Genomic DNA, 17,386 nt, shown 5'->3' with positions numbered 1-17,386 from the left:
GAGTCGTATCCGGAAACTGCCGGAGGTGAGGGATATCCTCAGGTGACTCTCAGTGACGAGGCGTTTCCTCGAAGATCTAGGCGGAGGCCTACCCGTGTCTACAACGATGCACGACGTTGCGAAGCTGGCCGGTGTCTCGATCAAGACCGTCTCGAACGTCGTCAACGGCTACCCGTACATCCGTGACACGACACGTGAGCGCGTCTTGGCGGCGATCAAAGAGCTCGACTACCAGATGAACGTCTCGGCCCGGAACCTGCGCTCCGGGCGCACCGGGATGATCTGCCTGGCGGTCCCCGAGCTCAGCCTGCCGTACTTCGCCGAGCTGGCCGACTCCGTCATCCGCGCGGCCGAGGAGGTCGGGCTCACGGTGCTCATCGAGCAGACCGGCGCCGACCGGGACCGCGAGCTCGAGGTGCTCTCCGGCAAACGCAAGCACCTCACCGACGGCCTGATCTTCTCCCCCCTCGAGCTCGGCCCCGAGGACAAGGACGCCTTCGACGTCGACTTCCCCGTGGTGCTGCTCGGAGAGCGCATCTTCGGCTCCTCCCACGACCACGTCACGATGCACAACGTCGAGGGGGCGCGGGCGGCGACCGCTCACCTCATCGCCCAGGGCCGACGTCGGATCGCCGTGATCGGCGCCCACGAGGGCGAGCAGGTGGGCTCGGCGCGACTGCGCACCGAGGGGTACCTCAAGGCGCTCCAGGAGGCCGGCATCACCCCGGACCCGGCCCTGATCGGGGAGTCCGGCCCGTGGCACCGCGCGAACGGCGCGGAGGCCATGCACCGCATGCTCGACGCCGGCACGGAGGTGGATGCGGTCTTCGGCCTCAATGACGCCCTCGCCCTCGGCGCCCTGCACGCCCTGCACATGCGCCGCATCTCAGTCCCCGGCCAGGTCGCGGTGATCGGCTTCGACGATGTCGACGAGGCACGCTACGCCGCGCCGCCGCTGTCCTCGGTGTCGCCGGGGCGCGAGGAGATCGCCCGGACGGCCGTGCGGCTGCTGCGCGACCGGATCGCGAACCCGCGGGACGAGCGCCCTCCGGTCGAGGTCGTGGCCAACTTCGAGCTCATCCTGCGGGAGTCGACCGTCGGGTCGCACGGAGGGCCGCGCGCGGCGCTGTGAGGGGCAGGCTCCGAAGGATGGGGCTGCCGTGCCGCCTGGCGGTGGCCGGGCCTGGTCGACAGCGCTCTGACGGTGCCTTGTCGGCCCGTCCGTTTGTCGGTGGCTCGGTCTAGTCTCGAGGTAGCGGTTGGGAAGCGCGATATTTCGCGGTTCTGGACCGACACTCAGGGATTCAGATTGGTCGTCGGCAGGCTTGTCACACGTCCGGTCTAGGGTCAGAGCATCAGGTGGGAGCCCCGCGTTCGTCCGGGGACATGGCGGTTTCTGTGGCGGTCGACGACGGTGTCGGGTGGTGGGTCATGGCGGGTCTGACGAGGGCGATGGTGCAGCCCGGGCTGGCGCTGTTCGCCGCGGCAGAAATGGATGTTGACCGGCCGCAGGCTCCCGCTCTGGCGCCTCCCGCGTTTGCTTCTGTCCTTGGCGCCGGCACGCTGGCGCCCGTGCCTGCCACTGGCGCTGCTTCTGTCGTGCCCGATGCACGCGGAGACGCCAACCCGTCCCCATCCTTGTCCTCTGCCCGAGTGCCTGGCGCTGCCATGGGCGTGCAGCCGGTGGCGGTCTCCTCGAGGGCCCGGTGTGGGCGGATCGTGGAGCTGGACCGGTCGATCGCGGCGTTGACGGCAGAGCGGGCGTCGTTGCTGATGGCGGAGCGGGACTGCGGGGAGTGGAAGAAGGCCGGGTACGCCTCGTTCGAGGCGTGGCGGGGGCAGATGTCGGGCGAAGGGCTGCGTGCGGCGCGCGCCCAGGTGACCGTGGCGACCGTGCTGGAGGAGTCGCCGGAGGCCGCGGAGGCGGTGGCCACCGGGGAAGTGACCATGGTGCACGCGGAGATCTTGGGTCGGGTGCGGGCCAAGGCTGAGCGTCCCGGTACCCCGGTGCTGACCCCGAGTGAGAATCGGGAGCTGTTGGACCTGGCGAAAGGTCAGGACGCGGACACCTTCGTCAAGACCGCCGACCGGTGGTGGGCGCGCCGGGACTCCGTGGCTCATGACGCCACCCATGAGGAGATCCGCCGCAAGCGGTTCCTGACCATCAGCCACACCCCGACAGGGACGTATATCAAGGGGTTCTTGGACGTGGTCGCCGGACGCCAGCTGGACGCGGCGGTGGAGGCTGCGATGCACCGCCCCGCCGACGGTGACGACCGCGACTACAACCAACGCAAGGCCGACGCCCTCGTCGACGTCGCCGACCGCGCCATGAGCGGCGGATCGTTCAAGAACGGCGCCGCAGTCCGCCCGCACGTATCCATCATCATGACCGAAGACACCCTCGCCCAAGGAGTACGCGAACTGCACCGCCGCGCCACCGTGGCCGAAGCCGAAGCCGAAGCCGAAGCCGAAGCCGAAGCCGAAGCCGAGGCTCAAGGCCCCGGTGCAGACCAGAGCGCGGGCCAGGGGGAGGGTGCAGGCGAGGGCGCTGGTGCAGGTGCAGGTGCAGGCGAGGGTCCTGGTGGACGGGCGACGAGCGCGTCGGTCCAGTTCGAACCGGCGACCTTCGAGGACGGGACCCCAGTCCCACTCAGCGAGGTCGCCCGGATCCTCTGCGACGCCGACCTCACCCGCATCGTCATGACCGCCGACAACGTCCCCATCAACCTCGGACGCACCCAACGCCTCTACACCCGCGAACAACGCCGAGCCATCATCGCCCGCGACCGCGGCTGCCAATTCACCGGCTGCACCCAACCCATCCCCTGGTGCGAGATCCACCACATCGACTGGTGGACCAACGGCGGCGAAACCTCCCTCGACAACGCGATCCTCCTCTGCAGCTTTCATCACCACGAGGTCCACCGGCTCAACCTCACCATCGACTGCAGCCCAAGCCCAGCGGGCCGGCCCGGGGGGACCCGCACGGTGCGAGTCGCCCGCGGCGGGGGCCGCGTCACTCGGACCCCAGGACCAGCCGAATGCCGGGTGGCACAGGCCCCAACAGCCCTGGTCAGCAACCGCCGCACGCCGATCGAGAGCCGACCACTCACGGAGAGCCGACCGCTCACGAAAGGTCGGCCGTCGGCAACACTCCGTCCACCCGGTGAGGACCCGCACCCCAGGGAGAATCAACGTCCCTGGGAGACCCGGCCGCCCCATGAGACCCGGCCGCTCAGCGAGAATCGGCCGCTCAGCGAGAATCGGCCGCCCAGCGAGAATCGGCCGCCCGGAGAGAATCAGATTCCCGACGAGAATCGGCCGCCTGGGGCGCCCCTGCGAACCAGGGCGCTCGGGCCACCCACGCAGACCGGGCTACCGAGAAGGACCGTGCCCGCTGATCAAACCAGGTCCCCCAGATCGACCCTGCCCCCTCGGACAGCCCCAGTCGCACGGACAGGTTCGAGAATGCGCGAAGGTCCACCCACCCAGGCCGGCACTTCCACCCACTGAAGTTCAGACACTCGATAGGCACCGTGACATGAGCGGTGGCGAGCCATCCGGTGGAGACACGACACCTGACGGGGCAGGGCCGCCCAGCGACACGGGACAGGGCCGCCTAGCGACACGGGGCAGGGCCGCCTAGCGACACGGGACAGGGCCGCCCAGCGACACGGGACAGAGCCGCCCAGCGACACGGGGCAGGGCCGCCCAGCGACCGTGCCGCGTTAGGCAGAGAGTTGGCAGTCGTGCCATATGTCCCTTGCGGTCAGGATCAGGGGCGATAGGCTCACAAGCGTGCTCCTGACAGTGACGTCCACCGCGCCCGAGGCCGCTGACCTCGGATTTCTCCTGCACAAGCATCCTGGCAGGGTGCAATCCTTCGACCTGCCCGTCGGTACGGCGCACGTCTTCTACCCCGAGGCGACAGCAGAGCGGTGCACGGTCGCGCTGATGCTCGAGGTCGATCCGGTGGCTCTCGTGCGGGGCCGCGCCGGCTCCGCAGGGCGCAGCGGATTCAGCCTTGCCCAGTACGTCAACGACCGCCCCTACGCCGCGTCGTCGATGCTCGCTGCGGCGTTGGGCAAGGTGTTCCGCACCGCGATCTCCGGCACGTGCACGGCGCGCCCAGAGCTGCCCGCCCAGGAGCTGCCGCTCGTCGTGGAGATCCCGGCGCTCCCGTCCCGCGGCGGTCCAGACCTCGTCGAGCGTCTCTTCCGGCCGCTCGGCTGGGACGTCGACGTCCGGGGCGTGCCGCTCGATCCGACCGTCCCGGCCTGGGGCGACTCGAGGTACGTCGAGCTCCGGCTCACGGGGACGCTGCGGCTCGCCGACGCGTTGAGCCACCTCTACGTCCTGCTGCCCGTCCTCGACGGTGACAAGCACTACTGGGTCGGCCCCGACGAGATCGACAAGCTGCTCCGCGCCGGAGAGGGGTGGCTCGCGGCGCACCCCGAGCGCGAGCTCATCGCGCATCGGTACCTCGCCAACCAGCGCGACCTCGCGGCTGCCGCAGTCGAGCGCCTGGCGGCATCCGACGTCCTCACCGCTCTCGACGGAGCCGGCACGTTCAACGGCGTCGGTGCTTTCGACGGTGCCGCCGCTGGTGGGGGTGCCGTCGCTGGTGCTCCGATCACCCAGGAGATTCCGGAAGTCGCAGCTGCTCCGCCCACCCCGTCTCTTGCTCGCCTGCGCGCAGACGCGGTTCTCGCGGAGCTGCGCGACGCCGGGGCACGGACGGTCGTCGACCTCGGGTGCGGTGAGGGGGCGCTCTTGGCGCGTCTCCTCGAGGACCGGACGATAGAGCGCGTGCTTGGCGTCGACGTGTCCCACCGCGCCCTCGAGGCGGCCTCGGCGCGCCTCCACCTCGACACAATGCCTGAGCATCAGAGGTCGCGCATCGAGCTCGCCCAGTCGTCGCTCACCTACACCGACGCGCGGGTGGCCGGCTTCGACGCGGCGGTCCTCATGGAGGTCGTCGAGCACGTCGACCTGCCTCGACTCGCAGCGCTCGAGCGCGCGGTCCTTGCTGTCGCGCGCCCGCGCGTCCTCGTTGTGACGACGCCGAACTCCGAGCACAACGTGCGCTACCCCCACCTCGAGCACGGGCACCTGCGCCACCATGACCACCGGTTCGAGTGGACACGCGCCGAGTTCGAGGAGTGGGCCACCGGCGCCGCGACCCGCAACGGCTACCAGGTGCGCTTCGCGCCCGTCGGTGCCGTCGACGCCGAGGTGGGCCCGCCTACCCAGATGGCTGTGCTCACCCGCACAGCCCCCGAGGATGGAATGTCCGCATGACCGAGATCTCCGTCCCCGACCTCTCCCTCATCGTGCTCGTCGGCGCGTCTGGCTCGGGGAAGTCGACGTTCGCAGCGACGCACTTCGGCGCATTCGAGACCGTGTCGAGCGACTTCTGCCGAGGCCTCGTCTCCAACGACGAGAATTCGCAGGAGGCAACGGCCGACGCCTTCGACCTGCTTGCCTACATCGTCGGCAAGCGCCTCGACGCCGGGCTCCTCACGGTGGTCGACGCGACGAACGTCCAGCCCCATGCGCGCAAGAGCCTCGCCGAGCTGGCCCGCGCACACGACGTGCTCCCGGTCGCAGTGGTCCTCGACGTGGGCGAGGACGTGTGTCTCACGCGCAACGCTGCACGCGCCGACCGGTCCCTCCCGGCGCATGTCGTGCGGCGCCAGCGCGAGCAGCTGCGGCGGTCGCTGCGGGGCCTCGGACGCGAGGGCTTCCGCGACGTCCATGTGCTGCACAGCGCGGAGGAGGTGGAGGCGACGACGATCGTGCGCCATCCCCTGCGCAGCGACCGGCGGACCGAGCTCGGCCCCTTCGACGTCATCGGCGACGTGCACGGCTGCCGCAGCGAGCTCGAGTCGCTCCTCGTCACGCTCGGGTACACGCTGGTCCATGACGACGCCGGGCGCCCTGTCGACGCCGTTCCGCCGGAGGGGCGCCGCGCGGTGTTCCTCGGCGACCTCGTCGACCGCGGCCCCGACTCCCCGGGCGTCCTGCGCCTCGTCATGGGCATAGTCGCCGCAGGTCACGCCCTCGCCGTCCCGGGCAACCACGAGAACAAGCTCGTGCGCGCCCTCGACGGCCGCAAGGTCCAGGTCTCTCACGGGCTCGCGGAGACCCTCGCCCAGCTCGCGGAGGAGCCGGAGGAGTTCCGTCGCGACGTCCGCGCCTTCTGCGACGGTCTCGTGGCGCATCTTGTGCTCGACGAGGGGCGCCTCGTCGTGGCCCACGCCGGTCTCAAGGAGGCTTACCACGGCCGGGCATCGGGCCGGGTGCGGAGCTTTGCCCTCTATGGGGAGACGACGGGTGAGACTGACGAGTTCGGCCTGCCGGTGCGCTACCCCTGGGCGGAGGACTACCGAGGGCGTGCGACCGTCCTTTACGGGCACACCCCCACGCCCGTGGCGCACTGGGTGAACAACACGATGTGCCTCGATACCGGGGTCGTCTTCGGGGGACATCTCAGCGCGCTGCGCTACCCGGAGCGGGAGGTTGTCCAGGTCCCCGCAGAGCGCGTCTGGTACGAGCCGGTCAAGCCGTTCCCGGTCGCCGGGAGCGAAGCAGGCGTCGCCGTCGCGGAGAGCGGGGGCAACCGCACCCCGGACCTGCTCGACGTCACGGACGTCCTGGGCAAGCGCGTCGTCGAGACACGGACTCACGGACGTGTGGGGATCGCCGCCGAGAACGCGGCCGGCGCGCTCGAGGTCATGAGCCGATTCGCCCTCGACCCGCGCTGGCTGCTCTACCTGCCCCCGACCATGAGCCCGTGCGCCACCTCGAGCCGAGACGGGCTGCTCGAGCACCCCGCCGAGGCCTTCGCGCAGCTGCGCGCCGACGGCGTGGACCAGGCCGTGTGCGAGGAGAAGCACATGGGGTCCCGGGCGGTCGTTCTCGTGTGCCGCGACCAAGAGACCGCGTCGTCGCGGTTCTCGATTCCGGAGGGGATGACCGGCGTGGTCCACACCCGCACCGGCCGGTCCTTCCTCGACGACGCCCGCACCGAGGAGCTCCTGCGCTGGCTGCGCAGCGCGGCCGACGCGGCGGGCACGTGGAAGACCGCCGGGGTAGACGGCGGGGAGAGCGGCTGGCTCCTGTTCGACTGCGAGCTCATGCCGTGGTCGCTCAAGGCCGAGCCGCTGCTGCGCGAGCAGTACGCGAGTGTCGGCGCCGCAGCGCGCTCTGCGCTGCCGGCGGCCGTCCGCACGCTCGAGACGGCGGAGCGTGCGGGGCTTCCGGTCGGCGACCTTCTCGCGCGTACCCGGTCCCGCGCAACGAACGCCGAAGGCTTTGCCGATGCGTACCGGCGATACGCGTGGGCCGTCGACGGCCTGGACGGCGTGCGTCTCGCCCCGTTCCAGCTGCTCGCGGCCGAGGGTTCGACCTTCCACGACCGAGACCATCTCTGGCACCTCGGTGTAGTGGACGAGCTCGTCGCCGCGGACACCTCGGGACTGCTGCAGGCGACGCGCCGCCTCGTCGTCGACCTCGACGACGAGGGCTCGGTCGCGGCCGGCACTGCATGGTGGGAGGAACTGACCGGAGCCGGGGGAGAGGGAATGGTCGTCAAGCCCGTCGCCAACCTCGTGCGAGGCCGACGCGGACTTGTGCAGCCCGGCATCAAGGTGCGCGGCCGCGAGTACCTACGGATTATCTACGGCCCCGACTACACGGAGCCGGAGCACCTCGCGCGGCTGCGGGAGCGCGGCCTGGGCCGCAAGAGGTCGCTCGCCCTGCGCGAGTACGCGCTCGGCATCGAGGCCCTCGAACGGTTCCGCGACGACGAACCGCTGTGGCGCGTCCACGAGGCCGTCTTCGCCGTCCTGGCCCTCGAGTCGGAGCCTGTCGACCCGCGCCTGTGACGGCGAGGCCCTCCTCGGTAGGCGCTTCGCGGTGACGGGACGGTGGTCTGGCGCGGCCCTGGAGATCGACGAGATGGACGAACGGCCGCTGCCCACGCTCAGCACCCCGTTCTGGATGTGGAGGGCTCCGCCCGACTTCCCCCGCCAGATCGTCGTCGACGGTCTGGCCCCGGCGGCGATCGAGCGGGCGTGGACCCCGTTGTCGGAGGACGGTGTCGTGTTGAGCCGGCGGTCGACGAGCACGGAGTCGCACATGTTGTGACCCATGATCTCGATCGCGCCGAAGCGGCCCTGCGCCCGGTGTACGGAGACCGGCTGCTCCTGGCGGCTAGCCCGTGGTCGCGCGAGGTCTTTCGCCGGATCGAGGCACTGACCGACATCGCCGAGCAGGAGACCGTGCTTTTCATGACGGGTGGTGGGTTCAGCTTCGACTTCGCCTACGACGGATACATCGGGATCGGCTACGTCACCGAAGCCGTTGCGGCTCTGGCGCGGGAGATTCCAGACGATGCTCTCCGGGTCGACACGCTGCTGCGCTCCATCCCGGCGGGCACCAGGTGGCACGGCATCCTGCTGGGGTGTCGGGGGCTCGTGCTCACGCGTGGCTCCGGCCTCACGGTTGTGCCTGCTTCGGCAGGGTGAGGATCTCGGCTCCGTCGTTGGTGATGGCGATCGTGTGCTCGCTGTGTGCTGCCTGGCAGCCGGTCGCGCTTCGGAGCGTCCACCCGTCGGCGTCGGTGACGAGTTCAGCGGTGTCCACCATGACCCACGGTTCCAGTGCGAGGAGCAGCCCAGGGCGCAGTGTGTATCCGCGGCCGGGGCGTCCGGTGTTCGGGACGTGCGGGTCCTGGTGCATCGTCGATCCGATGCCATGACCCCCGAACTGGGTGTTGATCGGATACCCCGACTCGCGCAGGACCGAGCCGATGGCATGGGAGATGTCGCCGATGCGGGCTCCGGGAACGGCAGCCGCGATGCCTGCGGATAGTGCGCTTTCGGTCGCGTTGATCATGGCGACGCTCTCGGGGGGTTGTGAGTTGCCCACGATGAAGCTGATCGCGGAGTCTGCGGCGAGTCCGCGGAGGGAGACGGCGAGGTCGAGCGTCAGCAGGTCGCCGCCGGCGAGGGTGTAGTCGTATGGCAGTCCGTGGAGCACGGCGTCGTTGACGGACGTGCAGATGTAGTGGCCGAACGGCCCGCGCCCGAACGATGGCTCGTAGTCGACGTAGCACGACAGTGCTCCGGCCTCGGTGATCATGGCCTGGGCCCACCGGTCGAGGTCCAGGAGGTTCGTGCCTACTGCGCTGCGGCCCTTCAGCGTCTGCAAGATGTGAGCGACCAGCGCGCCTGTCTGTCGCGCTCGGGCCAGTTCGGTGGGGCTGAGGATCTCGATCATGGGTGCCTTCTCGCGTTGCCAATAACTATCCCGGCAATACTATCCCGGTACTAGAATCGCAGCCATGGTCAGGTTGCCGCTCACACCCGCAGAGATCGAGCGCGGACAACGCCTCGGTGCCTTGTTACGTCGCGCCAGGGGAGAGCGCTCGATGCTCGAGACCGCGCTCGCTGCACGCGTCTCACCGGAGACCCTCCGCAAGATCGAGACGGGCCGCGTGGCGACCCCTTCCTTCCCGACCATCGCGGCGATCGCCGATGTCCTCGGTCTCTCCCTCGATGCGGTGTGGGCCGAGATCCACCAGCCCGAACGTGGCGACGAACCGATCAGATCTGCTCGCGACGCACGTGAGCGGTTGGCCTCGTAAGGCTCCACCCGTGTCCCCGGTCAGGACACTTGGTCGCGCCTAGTCACACCTAGTCGCACCTGGTCCAGGTCGACCGGGTCCTGCTCGACGGGCGGCGGCGTGAGCAGCGGGTCCTCGAGCAGGCCGCCGTCGAAGAGCTGGTCGAGGCGGCGGCCCGCGAAGGCGGTGCCCAGGAAGATCGGCGCGGAGAACCCGACGAGGGGCACGACGATCAGCCACTGCCAGGACAGCACGAGGAAGGCGCCGACCGTGAGCAGGATGGTCAACGACGTGGCGATCGACAGGAACGGCGCGACGAAGACGAAGCGCCAGGTCGCCGGCACGCCGTCGTGGAAGCGCAGGCCCGTCGCGAACAGGAAGGCCAGCGCGATCGCGCTGACGACGACCACGACGAGGAAGGGCGCGAGCAGCACGCTCGCGAAGCGCTCGCCCGCGGCGGCGGCGACCCGGAAGATCTGCAGGTCGACCAGGGCGAGCGCGCCGAGCACCCAGAACGGCGCGCCGAGCAGGTTGGTGCGCCAGAAGTCGGTGCGGTAGCCGTCCCAGAAGTCGCGCAGCAGGTGCTCCGACGGCGTCCGGCGGCGCAGCGCCTCGAGCAGGCGGGTCGCCGCGCGCGTCGCGGGGAAGGCCCCGAGCAGCACGAGCCCGCCGAAGGTACCCAGCAGCCACAGCAGGTTGATGGCCACGAGCTGCGCCGCATAGCGCAGCACGACCATGACGCGTCCGGCCCAACCGAACTCCTGCATGACTGCTCCTGTCCCTGCTCGTGCGTCGGACCCCCGGCCATGGCCGGTCAGGTCCCACGCACGAGGCTAGCGCGGTGTGGGTGACTTGAAGGTGCCCGAGATCGCGGTCCCGGCCTCGGTGTAGCCCGTGAAGGACACGGCCTCACGCCCGGCGACCCAGTCGTAGGAGTTGAGCACGACCACGTCGACCGCCCCGACGCTCCCGAGGTTGCCGTCGACGACGTCGATCAGACGGCTCGCGGTGACTGGGCCGGCGGAACCGGCCGAACCGGCTGGACCAGTCATCGGGGCGTCGCGCAGGTCGAGCACGTCCCAGACGCCCGCCAGGTGCGGGTTGGGACCGGTGGGGGAGAAGTGGGCCCGGGAGGACAGCGCGAGGCGCTCACCGGCGTAGGGCTGAGGCGAGATGGCAGGCCAGCCCGACGCCGTCCACACAACCCGGCGCACCTGGGCCGTGTGCTCAGTCGGGTCCTGCGCGAGGCGCACGTGGTGGACCATGAAGTCCTCCGCGGCACCAGCTGTGCCGACTTCTGCCGTGCCGTCCCCAGCCAGGACGGTGAGCACGGAGTTGTGGCCGGGGGCGATCCAGGCCGTGCCGTCGGTCAGCTGGTGGCCGACGAGGACCGGGGTGCCGACGCTGTCGGGCGGCAGGTCCGTATCGGTCATGAGGTTGCCGGCGCGGTCGCGGTAGGGACCGTCGATGCACTCGGCGGCGGCGACCCGGACGTTGTACGACGAGAAGAGCGAGTCGTAGCTCGCGAACATGACGTAGCGGGCCTCGCCGCCGGGGCGGTGCACGATGAAGGCGCCCTCGACCGCGGCCTCGACGGAGCGGGCGCGGCGTGCGATGCACACGCCGAGGTCGCCGGGGGTCAGCGCAAGGCCCGTCGAGGGGTCCAGCCGCAGGGTGTAGATGCCGGAGAAGAACGAGCCGTAGGTCAGCCACGGGTCGCCGCCAGCGTCCCAGGAGACGGCAGCGTCGATCGCGTTCTGGGTGTGCTCCCCGGCTCGGGTCCTGACCACGAGCTCGCCCGTGCGCCACGGACCGGTGAGGTCGTCTGCGACAGCCAGGCCGATCGCCGACGTGTTCGAGCCGAAGGTCGAGGCCGAGTAGTACATGTGGAAGCGCGACGGCTGGGGTGCGATGGACGACGCGCCGGATGCTGCGGCGTCGGGCAGCGGGGTGGGGTGCGCGGTGGGCCAGCGCACGACCTCCGGGGCCCACAGGCCCAGTGCGCCGGTCCAGGCGGACGCCTCGGCGGGCACGCCGTCGAGCGCGGTGCCAGCCCAGGTCCAGTCGACCAGGTCACGTGAGGTGCGCACGTGCACGCCGGTGGGCGGGTGGGGTGCGCCGTCGGGGCGCGGCCCGCCGAGGGCGTCGGTGCAGAACATGTAGAACGTGCCGTCGTCGGCGCGGACCACTGTGGGGTCGTGCGCGTGACGGGTGCCCAGGCCCATGAGCTCGGTGGCGGCCGGACCGGTTGCTGTCTGGTCACCACCGAGCGGGGTGGGCACGAACGTGGTCGCCTGATCCGACGTCGCCATCGTCGGATCAGCCCTTCGCGCCGGTGAGCGCGATGGACTCGACGATCTGGCGCTGGAAGATGAGGAAGATCGTCAGGACCGGCAGCAGCGCCACGAAGGACGCGGCCATGATCAGCGGGTAGTCCGTCTGGATCGCGTACTGGGCGTTGAAGCTCGCGATGACGAGCTGCAGCGTCTGCTTCTCGGGGGAGTTCAGGTAGATGATGGGCGCGAGGTAGTCGTTCCACACGGCCATGAACCACAGGATGAACTGGGCCGCGAGAGCGGGCTTGATGAGCGGCAGGATCATCCTCCCGAAGATCTGCAGATAGCCGGCTCCGTCGATCTTCGCGGCCTCGATCATCGAGTCCGGGATGGACGTCAGGTACTGGCGCAGGAAGAAGATCATCATGATGTTGCCGAACAACCCGGGGACGATCAGGGGCAGCAGGGTGTCCACCCAGCCGAGATTCGAGAACATCATGAACTGCGGGATCATCAGCGTCGGGAACGGGATCATGAGCCCACCGAGCAGCGCGAGGAAGAGCGCGTTCTTGTGCGGCAGGTGGAGCTTGGCGAAGGCGAAGGCCGCGAGGGAGGACACCACGGTCCCCAGGATCGTCACCGATCCGGCAACGATGAGGCTGTTCTTGATACCGCTGAGCAGCGGGCCGGCCGTCCAGATGCGGGAGTAGGCGTCGAAGACGAAGGGGTCCGGGATCCACTGGGGAGGCAGAGCGAAGACACCCTCCTTCGTCTTCATGGACGTCGACAGGGTCCACAGCAGCGGGGCGATCATGATGATCGAGCCGACCGCGAGCACAACCGTGGCGAGGACGTTGCCCAGCTTGTACTTGGCCTTGGAGCTCATGGGCGGCGCGCCGTCCAGGGACCGGCGTCGGCCGAAGCCCGCGGGCAGCTTCTTGATCGGGGTGCCCAGCGGCTTGTTGGGGGAGGTGAGAGTTGAAGGCATGATGATCCGTTCCCTCGCTCAGTCGACCGAGAACGAGTTGCGGGCGTTGACCCGGAACTGGATGGCGGTGATGGTGAACACGATCAGACCGAGCACGACGGACATGGCCGAGGCGTAGCCCATCTGCATGTTCTCGAAGGCCTTCTGCCAGATGTACCAGACGACCGAGGCGGAGCTGAACTCCGGGCCACCGGTGGGCGTCATGATGTTGATCTCGATGAAGATCTGCGATCCGCCGATGATCGACGTCACCACGAGGAAGAACGTCACGGGGCTGACCATCGGGAGGGTGATCCGGCGGAACTTCTGGAAGGCGTTGGCGCCGTCGAGCGAGGCGGCCTCGTAGAGGCTGCGCGGCACGGACTGGATGGCGGCCAGGTACAGGAGCATCGAGTACCCCAGGCCCTTCCACACGCTCATGATGATGAGGGCCGGCTTCACGGTGTTCTTGTCCATGAGCCAGTTGGGGCCGTCGATCCCGACGAGCTTGAGGGCCTGGTTGATGAGGCCGAAGTCGCCGTTGAAGGCCCACTGCCACAAGATGGCGATCGCGGCGATCGAGGAGATGACCGGCAGGTAGTACAGCGTGCGGAAGAACGTGGTCCCTCGCATCTTGCGGTTGAGCGCAAGGGCGAGCAGGAGCGAGATGACCAGCCCGATGGGGATGCCGATCATCATGTAGAACGTGTTGAACAACGCCTTGCGGAAGTACGGGTCGTTGAACATCTTGGTGTAGTTGTCCAGGCCGATCCACTTCATCACGCCGAGACCGTTCCAGTTGGTCATCGAGGCGTAGATGCTGTAGCCCAGGGGGTACAGCGTGAAGATGAGGAAGCCGGTGATCGGGATGGCGACGAAGGCGAGCGCCACGCGGTGCTCACGCTTGTGCAGCTTGGACTTGCGCCGGGTGGGCGCGGCCGACGAGCCGGCGGCCGTCTGTTCTTCGGTCTGGTCGGAGGCGGATCGCTTCCGGACCGGAGCGCTCGTGCTAGCGCCTGAGTGCGCCATCGCAGTCTCCCTCGAGTGCGTCGAACAAAAGGTGGTGCGGTGCGCCCGGCAACTGGCCGGGCGCACCGGGGTGACTTACGTGCTGCGCTGGATCACTTGTTTGTCGCGGCCTCTGCGGCCTGCTCATTCGCGCTGTCGAGGAAGGCCTGCATCTTCGGCTGGGCCTCCTTGACGTAGTCGGCGGCGGTCTGCTTGCCGTCCATCACGGGCTGGATGTTCGTGAAGAACTCGTCGTACCACTCACCGTTGTAGGTGTTGTTGGCAGGCAGCGGACGACCGTAGTCCTCGACGATCTGCAGGAACTCCTGCTTGTTCGCGGGCTGCGTGGTGGAGTCGTTGACCCAGGTCTGGGCCATGTCCTTGAGGTTCGGGATCTGGATCCCGGCTTCGACGAGGGTCTGCTGAGCCTCGACGTTCGTGGAGAGGTACTCGGCGAGCTTGACGGCCTCGTCGGAGTACTTGGTCGAGTTGGAGACCGCGATGCCAAGGGTGCCGGTCCAGGTCGCGCTCACGCCGGTCTCACCCACGGGGTAGGGGATGAGGTCCCAGTCGAAGTCGAGCTTCTCGTAGGTGCTCACGTCCCACGGGCCGACGGGGAAGAACCCGATCTCACCCTTCATCCAGCGCTGGTACGTGTCCAAGGTCTGGCCCTCGGCGATCGAGGGCGTGACGCCGTCGACGTTCTGCAGGTCGGCGAACCACTGGAGCGCCTCGGCGAACTCAGGGGTGTCGACGGTGACCTTGGTGCGGTCCTCGTTGATCCAGTCGCCGCCGCTGCTCCACACGAAGGGTTGCAGGTTCCACTGGACGTTGAGGCCGGTGCCCCACTGGTCGAGGGCGCCGTCGCCGTCGTTGTCCTTGGTGAGCTGCTTGGCCACCGCGACGAACTCGTCGAGGGTGTAGGGCTTGTCCGGGTCGGGCAGCGGGATGCCGGCGGCCTCGAACATCGTCTTGTTGTAGCCGAAGGAGAACGGTCCGACGTCCTTGGGGAGGGCATAGATCGCACCCTGGCCCTGCAGGGTCCCGTCGTAGCGGTAGGAGTCGACGCCATAGGCCCAGATGTTGTCCAGGTCGATCGTCTCGGAGCTCTCGACGTAGGAGGTGATGTCCTTGATCACGCCGTTGTTGACGTAGCCCTGCACGTCGCCGGGGGCGATGTAGAAGACGTCGGGGACCTGGCGGCCCGTGATGGCGGCCTTGAGCTTGGTGTTGTAGTCGTCGGCGGTCGTGACGATGATCTTGACCTTGACGTCGTTCGCTGCCTCGAAGGCCTTGATGGCACCTTCGTAGGCTGCCTTCTCGTCCTCGCCACCGCGGAACATGAAGGTGAGCTGCTTGGTGCCGTCGTCGCTGCTCGCGCCGCCGGAGCAACCGGCGACAAGCAGGGTCGAAGCAATGATGGTGCCGGCAAGTGCGGCGTGCAGACGTGACTTCTTCATCACGGATCCTCTCGATTCCCACAGGGTGTGTAAGGCCTGACTGTGCCTGTGAACCCACTTCTCACTGCGAGCCGGACCACGGAGTGCGGCTCGCGGAGAGAAGATCCATGGCCGTTCTCGCGAACAACCATACGGCGTCAGGGTCGTCGTTGACCTCTCCGATTTACATCGTTGAAGACAAGGTGGCACATGGTTGGCCGTCGGGTCAAGGTGTTGGGGCACTTGACTTTACATCGATGCAGAATCGTGAGGGTGGCGGGAGAGGTCGGGGTGTTGACGGCCGCCCGGGGTCTGGTGCATGATCCCTCTACAACGATGTAGATCGGTTGGGGCGTCCCCCTCCCGACCGCAGCGACGGAGCTGATGGCATGCACGTCACACCACCGCAACCTGCGCTGCGCCTGCGCCACACCTAGGAGACCCATGCTTCCCGTGACCTTGACCCTCGACCCTGCGTTCACGGTCGGACCCGTGCGCCGTCGGACTTTCGGGTCCTTCGTCGAGCACCTCGGGCGTTGCGTCTACACCGGCATCCACGACCCGGCCCACCCCAGCGCGGACGAGAACGGCTTCCGCGAGGACGTCATCGAGATGACCCGCGAGCTCGGGATCTCGACCGTGCGCTACCCGGGTGGCAACTTCGTCTCGGGCTACCGCTGGGAAGACGGCGTCGGACCCCGCGAGGACCGCCCCACGCGACTGGACCTCGCCTGGCACTCATCCGACCCGAACCTGGTGGGCCTGGACGAGTTCATGGCCTGGGCGGCGAAGACCGGCGTCGAGCCGATGATGGCCGTCAACCTCGGCACCCGAGGCATCCAGGAAGCCCTCGACCTGCTCGAGTACTGCAACGTGCCCGGGGGCACGCACTTCTCCGACCTGCGTCGCGCGAACGGTCATGAGGAGCCGTACCGCATCAAGATGTGGTGCCTGGGCAACGAGATGGACGGCCCGTGGCAGATCGGCCACAAGACGGCCGAGGAGTATGCCCGCCTGGCCGCCGAGACCGCCCGCGCGATGCGCCTGCTCGACCCGACCATCGAGCTCGTCGTCTGCGGGTCCTCGTCCTCCGACATGGCGACCTTCGGCACCTGGGAGGCGACCGTGCTCGCCGAGACCTACGAGCACGTCGACTACATCTCCGCCCACGCCTACTACTGGGAGGAGGACGGCGACCTCGCCTCCTTCCTCGCCTCCGCGGTCGACATGGACCACTTCATCGAGTCCGTGACCGCCGCGGCCGACTACGTGCGCGCCGCCGGCAAGCACTCCAAACGGGTGAACATCTCCTTCGACGAGTGGAACGTCTGGTACCAGAAGCGCGCCGAGTCCAAGCCGCCCACGGGTGACGACTGGCCCGTCGCGCCGGTCCTGCTCGAGGACCGGTACAACGTGGCCGACGCCGTCGTGGTGGGCAACCTGCTCATCTCGCTGCTGCGCAACACCGACCGCGTGCACGCGGCCTCGCTCGCCCAGCTCGTCAACGTGATCGCCCCGATCATGACCGAGCCGGGCGGCCGGTCCTGGAAGCAGACGATCTTCCACCCCTTCGCCCAGGCGTCCCAGCACGCCGTCGGCGACGTGCTGCAGGTGGGCATCGACGCTCCCACCTACGGCACGGCCCGCTTCGGCGACGTGCCGGTGGCCGACGCCGTGGCCACGCGCGACCCGGAGACCGGCGCGGTCGCGATCTTCGCGGTCAACCGCTCCCTCACCGAGACGGCCGTCCTCACCGTCGACGTCCGCGCACTCACCGTCTCTGGTGCGGGGAACCTCGAGGTCGTGGAGTCGACAACCCTGTCGAACCCGGACCACACCTGGGCCGCGACCGCGGACGACTCGACGTCGGTCCTCCCGCGCGACAACGACACAGCGAAGGTCGTCGACGGTGTGCTCACCGTCGAGGTGCCCCCGGTGTCCTGGAACATGCTCCGCCTGGCGTGATCTACGTCGTCTGAGCTGCCTCACCCGGCCTGCCGCGCCTGATCCGCCCACCCGCCTCGTCCGGCCCGCCTTCCCCAGGGAGTGCGGGCCGGACGCG

Annotated in this window: 14 protein-coding genes; 8 read left to right on the top strand and 6 right to left on the bottom strand. The window is 68.8% G+C overall.

The genetic code is table 11. The annotated features are described in order from the left end of the window. Positions 1-106 precede the first annotated feature (106 nt). From BLQ50_RS17285 to BLQ50_RS17260, 6 genes are all read left to right on the top strand, one after another. A complete protein-coding gene (locus tag BLQ50_RS17285) occupies positions 107-1,132 on the top strand; it encodes a LacI family DNA-binding transcriptional regulator (protein ID WP_093186455.1) in 1,026 nt (341 codons plus the stop codon). 521 nt (positions 1,133-1,653) lie between these two features. Then, positions 1,654-3,516 (top strand): HNH endonuclease signature motif containing protein, encoded by a 1,863-nt coding sequence (locus tag BLQ50_RS17280; protein WP_175559181.1) that lies wholly within the window; start codon positions 1,654-1,656, stop codon positions 3,514-3,516. A gap of 285 nt (positions 3,517-3,801) precedes the next feature. Further along, positions 3,802-5,304: a 3' terminal RNA ribose 2'-O-methyltransferase Hen1 gene (locus tag BLQ50_RS17275; RefSeq protein ID WP_093186450.1), complete on the top strand. Its 1,503-nt coding sequence runs from the start codon at positions 3,802-3,804 to the stop codon at positions 5,302-5,304. After that, positions 5,301-7,892, top strand: coding sequence for a polynucleotide kinase-phosphatase (locus BLQ50_RS17270; RefSeq protein WP_093186447.1), 2,592 nt, complete (start codon positions 5,301-5,303; stop codon positions 7,890-7,892). The genes BLQ50_RS17275 and BLQ50_RS17270 overlap by 4 nt, the downstream gene beginning before the upstream one ends. A 31-nt stretch (positions 7,893-7,923) precedes the next feature. Continuing rightward, positions 7,924-8,154: a hypothetical protein gene (locus tag BLQ50_RS17265; protein ID WP_139185866.1), complete on the top strand. Its 231-nt coding sequence runs from the start codon at positions 7,924-7,926 to the stop codon at positions 8,152-8,154. Further along, positions 8,151-8,534 carry a hypothetical protein gene (locus BLQ50_RS17260; RefSeq protein ID WP_093186442.1) on the top strand — a complete coding sequence of 128 codons (384 nt, stop codon included), beginning with the start codon at positions 8,151-8,153 and terminating at the stop codon, positions 8,532-8,534. Before BLQ50_RS17265 ends, BLQ50_RS17260 begins: the two co-directional genes overlap by 4 nt. On the opposite strand, the gene map is transcribed toward BLQ50_RS17260, so the two are convergent. Next, positions 8,506-9,288: a type I methionyl aminopeptidase gene (gene map / locus BLQ50_RS17255; RefSeq protein WP_093186440.1), complete on the bottom strand. Its 783-nt coding sequence runs from the start codon at positions 9,286-9,288 to the stop codon at positions 8,506-8,508. The genes BLQ50_RS17260 and map overlap by 29 nt on opposite strands. A gap of 64 nt (positions 9,289-9,352) precedes the next feature. Here map and BLQ50_RS17250 point away from each other — a divergent pair, with 64 nt between their 5' ends. Beyond that, on the top strand, positions 9,353-9,655 hold the full coding sequence (locus BLQ50_RS17250; RefSeq protein ID WP_093186438.1) for a helix-turn-helix transcriptional regulator: 303 nt from the start codon (positions 9,353-9,355) through the stop codon (positions 9,653-9,655). Positions 9,656-9,675: 20 nt separating this feature from the next. Here the strand turns inward: BLQ50_RS17250 and BLQ50_RS17245 are convergent, their stop codons facing one another. The 5 genes from BLQ50_RS17245 to BLQ50_RS17225 all read right to left on the bottom strand — a co-directional run bounded on the left by BLQ50_RS17245 (position 9,676) and on the right by BLQ50_RS17225 (position 15,345). Further along, on the bottom strand, positions 9,676-10,401 hold the full coding sequence (locus BLQ50_RS17245) for a YesL family protein (RefSeq protein ID WP_093186435.1): 726 nt from the start codon (positions 10,399-10,401) through the stop codon (positions 9,676-9,678). 66 nt (positions 10,402-10,467) lie between these two features. Next, entirely contained in the window at positions 10,468-11,946 is a 1,479-nt protein-coding gene (locus BLQ50_RS17240) for an arabinan endo-1,5-alpha-L-arabinosidase (RefSeq protein ID WP_245701339.1), read from the bottom strand. Between the two features lie 7 nt (positions 11,947-11,953). Beyond that, the gene (locus BLQ50_RS17235) at positions 11,954-12,898 is read right to left on the bottom strand and encodes a carbohydrate ABC transporter permease (protein ID WP_342672073.1); all 945 of its coding nucleotides are present in this window, start codon (positions 12,896-12,898) and stop codon (positions 11,954-11,956) included. 18 nt (positions 12,899-12,916) lie between these two features. Then, entirely contained in the window at positions 12,917-13,906 is a 990-nt protein-coding gene (locus BLQ50_RS17230; RefSeq protein WP_093186433.1) for a carbohydrate ABC transporter permease, read from the bottom strand. A 92-nt stretch (positions 13,907-13,998) separates the two neighbouring features. Continuing rightward, positions 13,999-15,345 (bottom strand): ABC transporter substrate-binding protein, encoded by a 1,347-nt coding sequence (locus BLQ50_RS17225; RefSeq protein ID WP_093186430.1) that lies wholly within the window; start codon positions 15,343-15,345, stop codon positions 13,999-14,001. Between the two features lie 423 nt (positions 15,346-15,768). Here BLQ50_RS17225 and arfA point away from each other — a divergent pair, with 423 nt between their 5' ends. Further along, complete coding sequence (gene arfA / locus BLQ50_RS17220; RefSeq protein ID WP_093186427.1) at positions 15,769-17,289, top strand: arabinosylfuranosidase ArfA; 1,521 nt, start codon at positions 15,769-15,771, stop codon at positions 17,287-17,289. Positions 17,290-17,386 lie beyond the last annotated feature (97 nt).

The organism is Sanguibacter gelidistatuariae (genome assembly GCF_900096585.1).
In the GTDB taxonomy this organism is placed as follows: domain Bacteria; phylum Actinomycetota; class Actinomycetes; order Actinomycetales; family Cellulomonadaceae; genus Sanguibacter; species Sanguibacter gelidistatuariae.
This window is presented reverse-complemented; position numbering and strand designations above follow the sequence as displayed.

What these genes read in the sequence shown, in the direction of transcription:
- BLQ50_RS17235 (WP_342672073.1), bottom strand. Translation starts at nt 12,898, where the DNA reads ATGCCTTCAACTCTCACCTCCCCCAACAAGCCGCTGGGCACCCCGATC.
- BLQ50_RS17250 (WP_093186438.1), top strand. Translation starts at nt 9,353, where the DNA reads ATGGTCAGGTTGCCGCTCACACCCGCAGAGATCGAGCGCGGACAACGC.
- BLQ50_RS17230 (WP_093186433.1), bottom strand. Translation starts at nt 13,906, where the DNA reads ATGGCGCACTCAGGCGCTAGCACGAGCGCTCCGGTCCGGAAGCGATCC.
- arfA (WP_093186427.1), top strand. Translation starts at nt 15,769, where the DNA reads ATGCTTCCCGTGACCTTGACCCTCGACCCTGCGTTCACGGTCGGACCC.
- BLQ50_RS17285 (WP_093186455.1), top strand. Translation starts at nt 107, where the DNA reads ATGCACGACGTTGCGAAGCTGGCCGGTGTCTCGATCAAGACCGTCTCG.
- map (WP_093186440.1), bottom strand. Translation starts at nt 9,288, where the DNA reads ATGATCGAGATCCTCAGCCCCACCGAACTGGCCCGAGCGCGACAGACA.
- BLQ50_RS17240 (WP_245701339.1), bottom strand. Translation starts at nt 11,946, where the DNA reads ATGGCGACGTCGGATCAGGCGACCACGTTCGTGCCCACCCCGCTCGGT.
- BLQ50_RS17245 (WP_093186435.1), bottom strand. Translation starts at nt 10,401, where the DNA reads ATGCAGGAGTTCGGTTGGGCCGGACGCGTCATGGTCGTGCTGCGCTAT.
- BLQ50_RS17225 (WP_093186430.1), bottom strand. Translation starts at nt 15,345, where the DNA reads ATGAAGAAGTCACGTCTGCACGCCGCACTTGCCGGCACCATCATTGCT.
- BLQ50_RS17270 (WP_093186447.1), top strand. Translation starts at nt 5,301, where the DNA reads ATGACCGAGATCTCCGTCCCCGACCTCTCCCTCATCGTGCTCGTCGGC.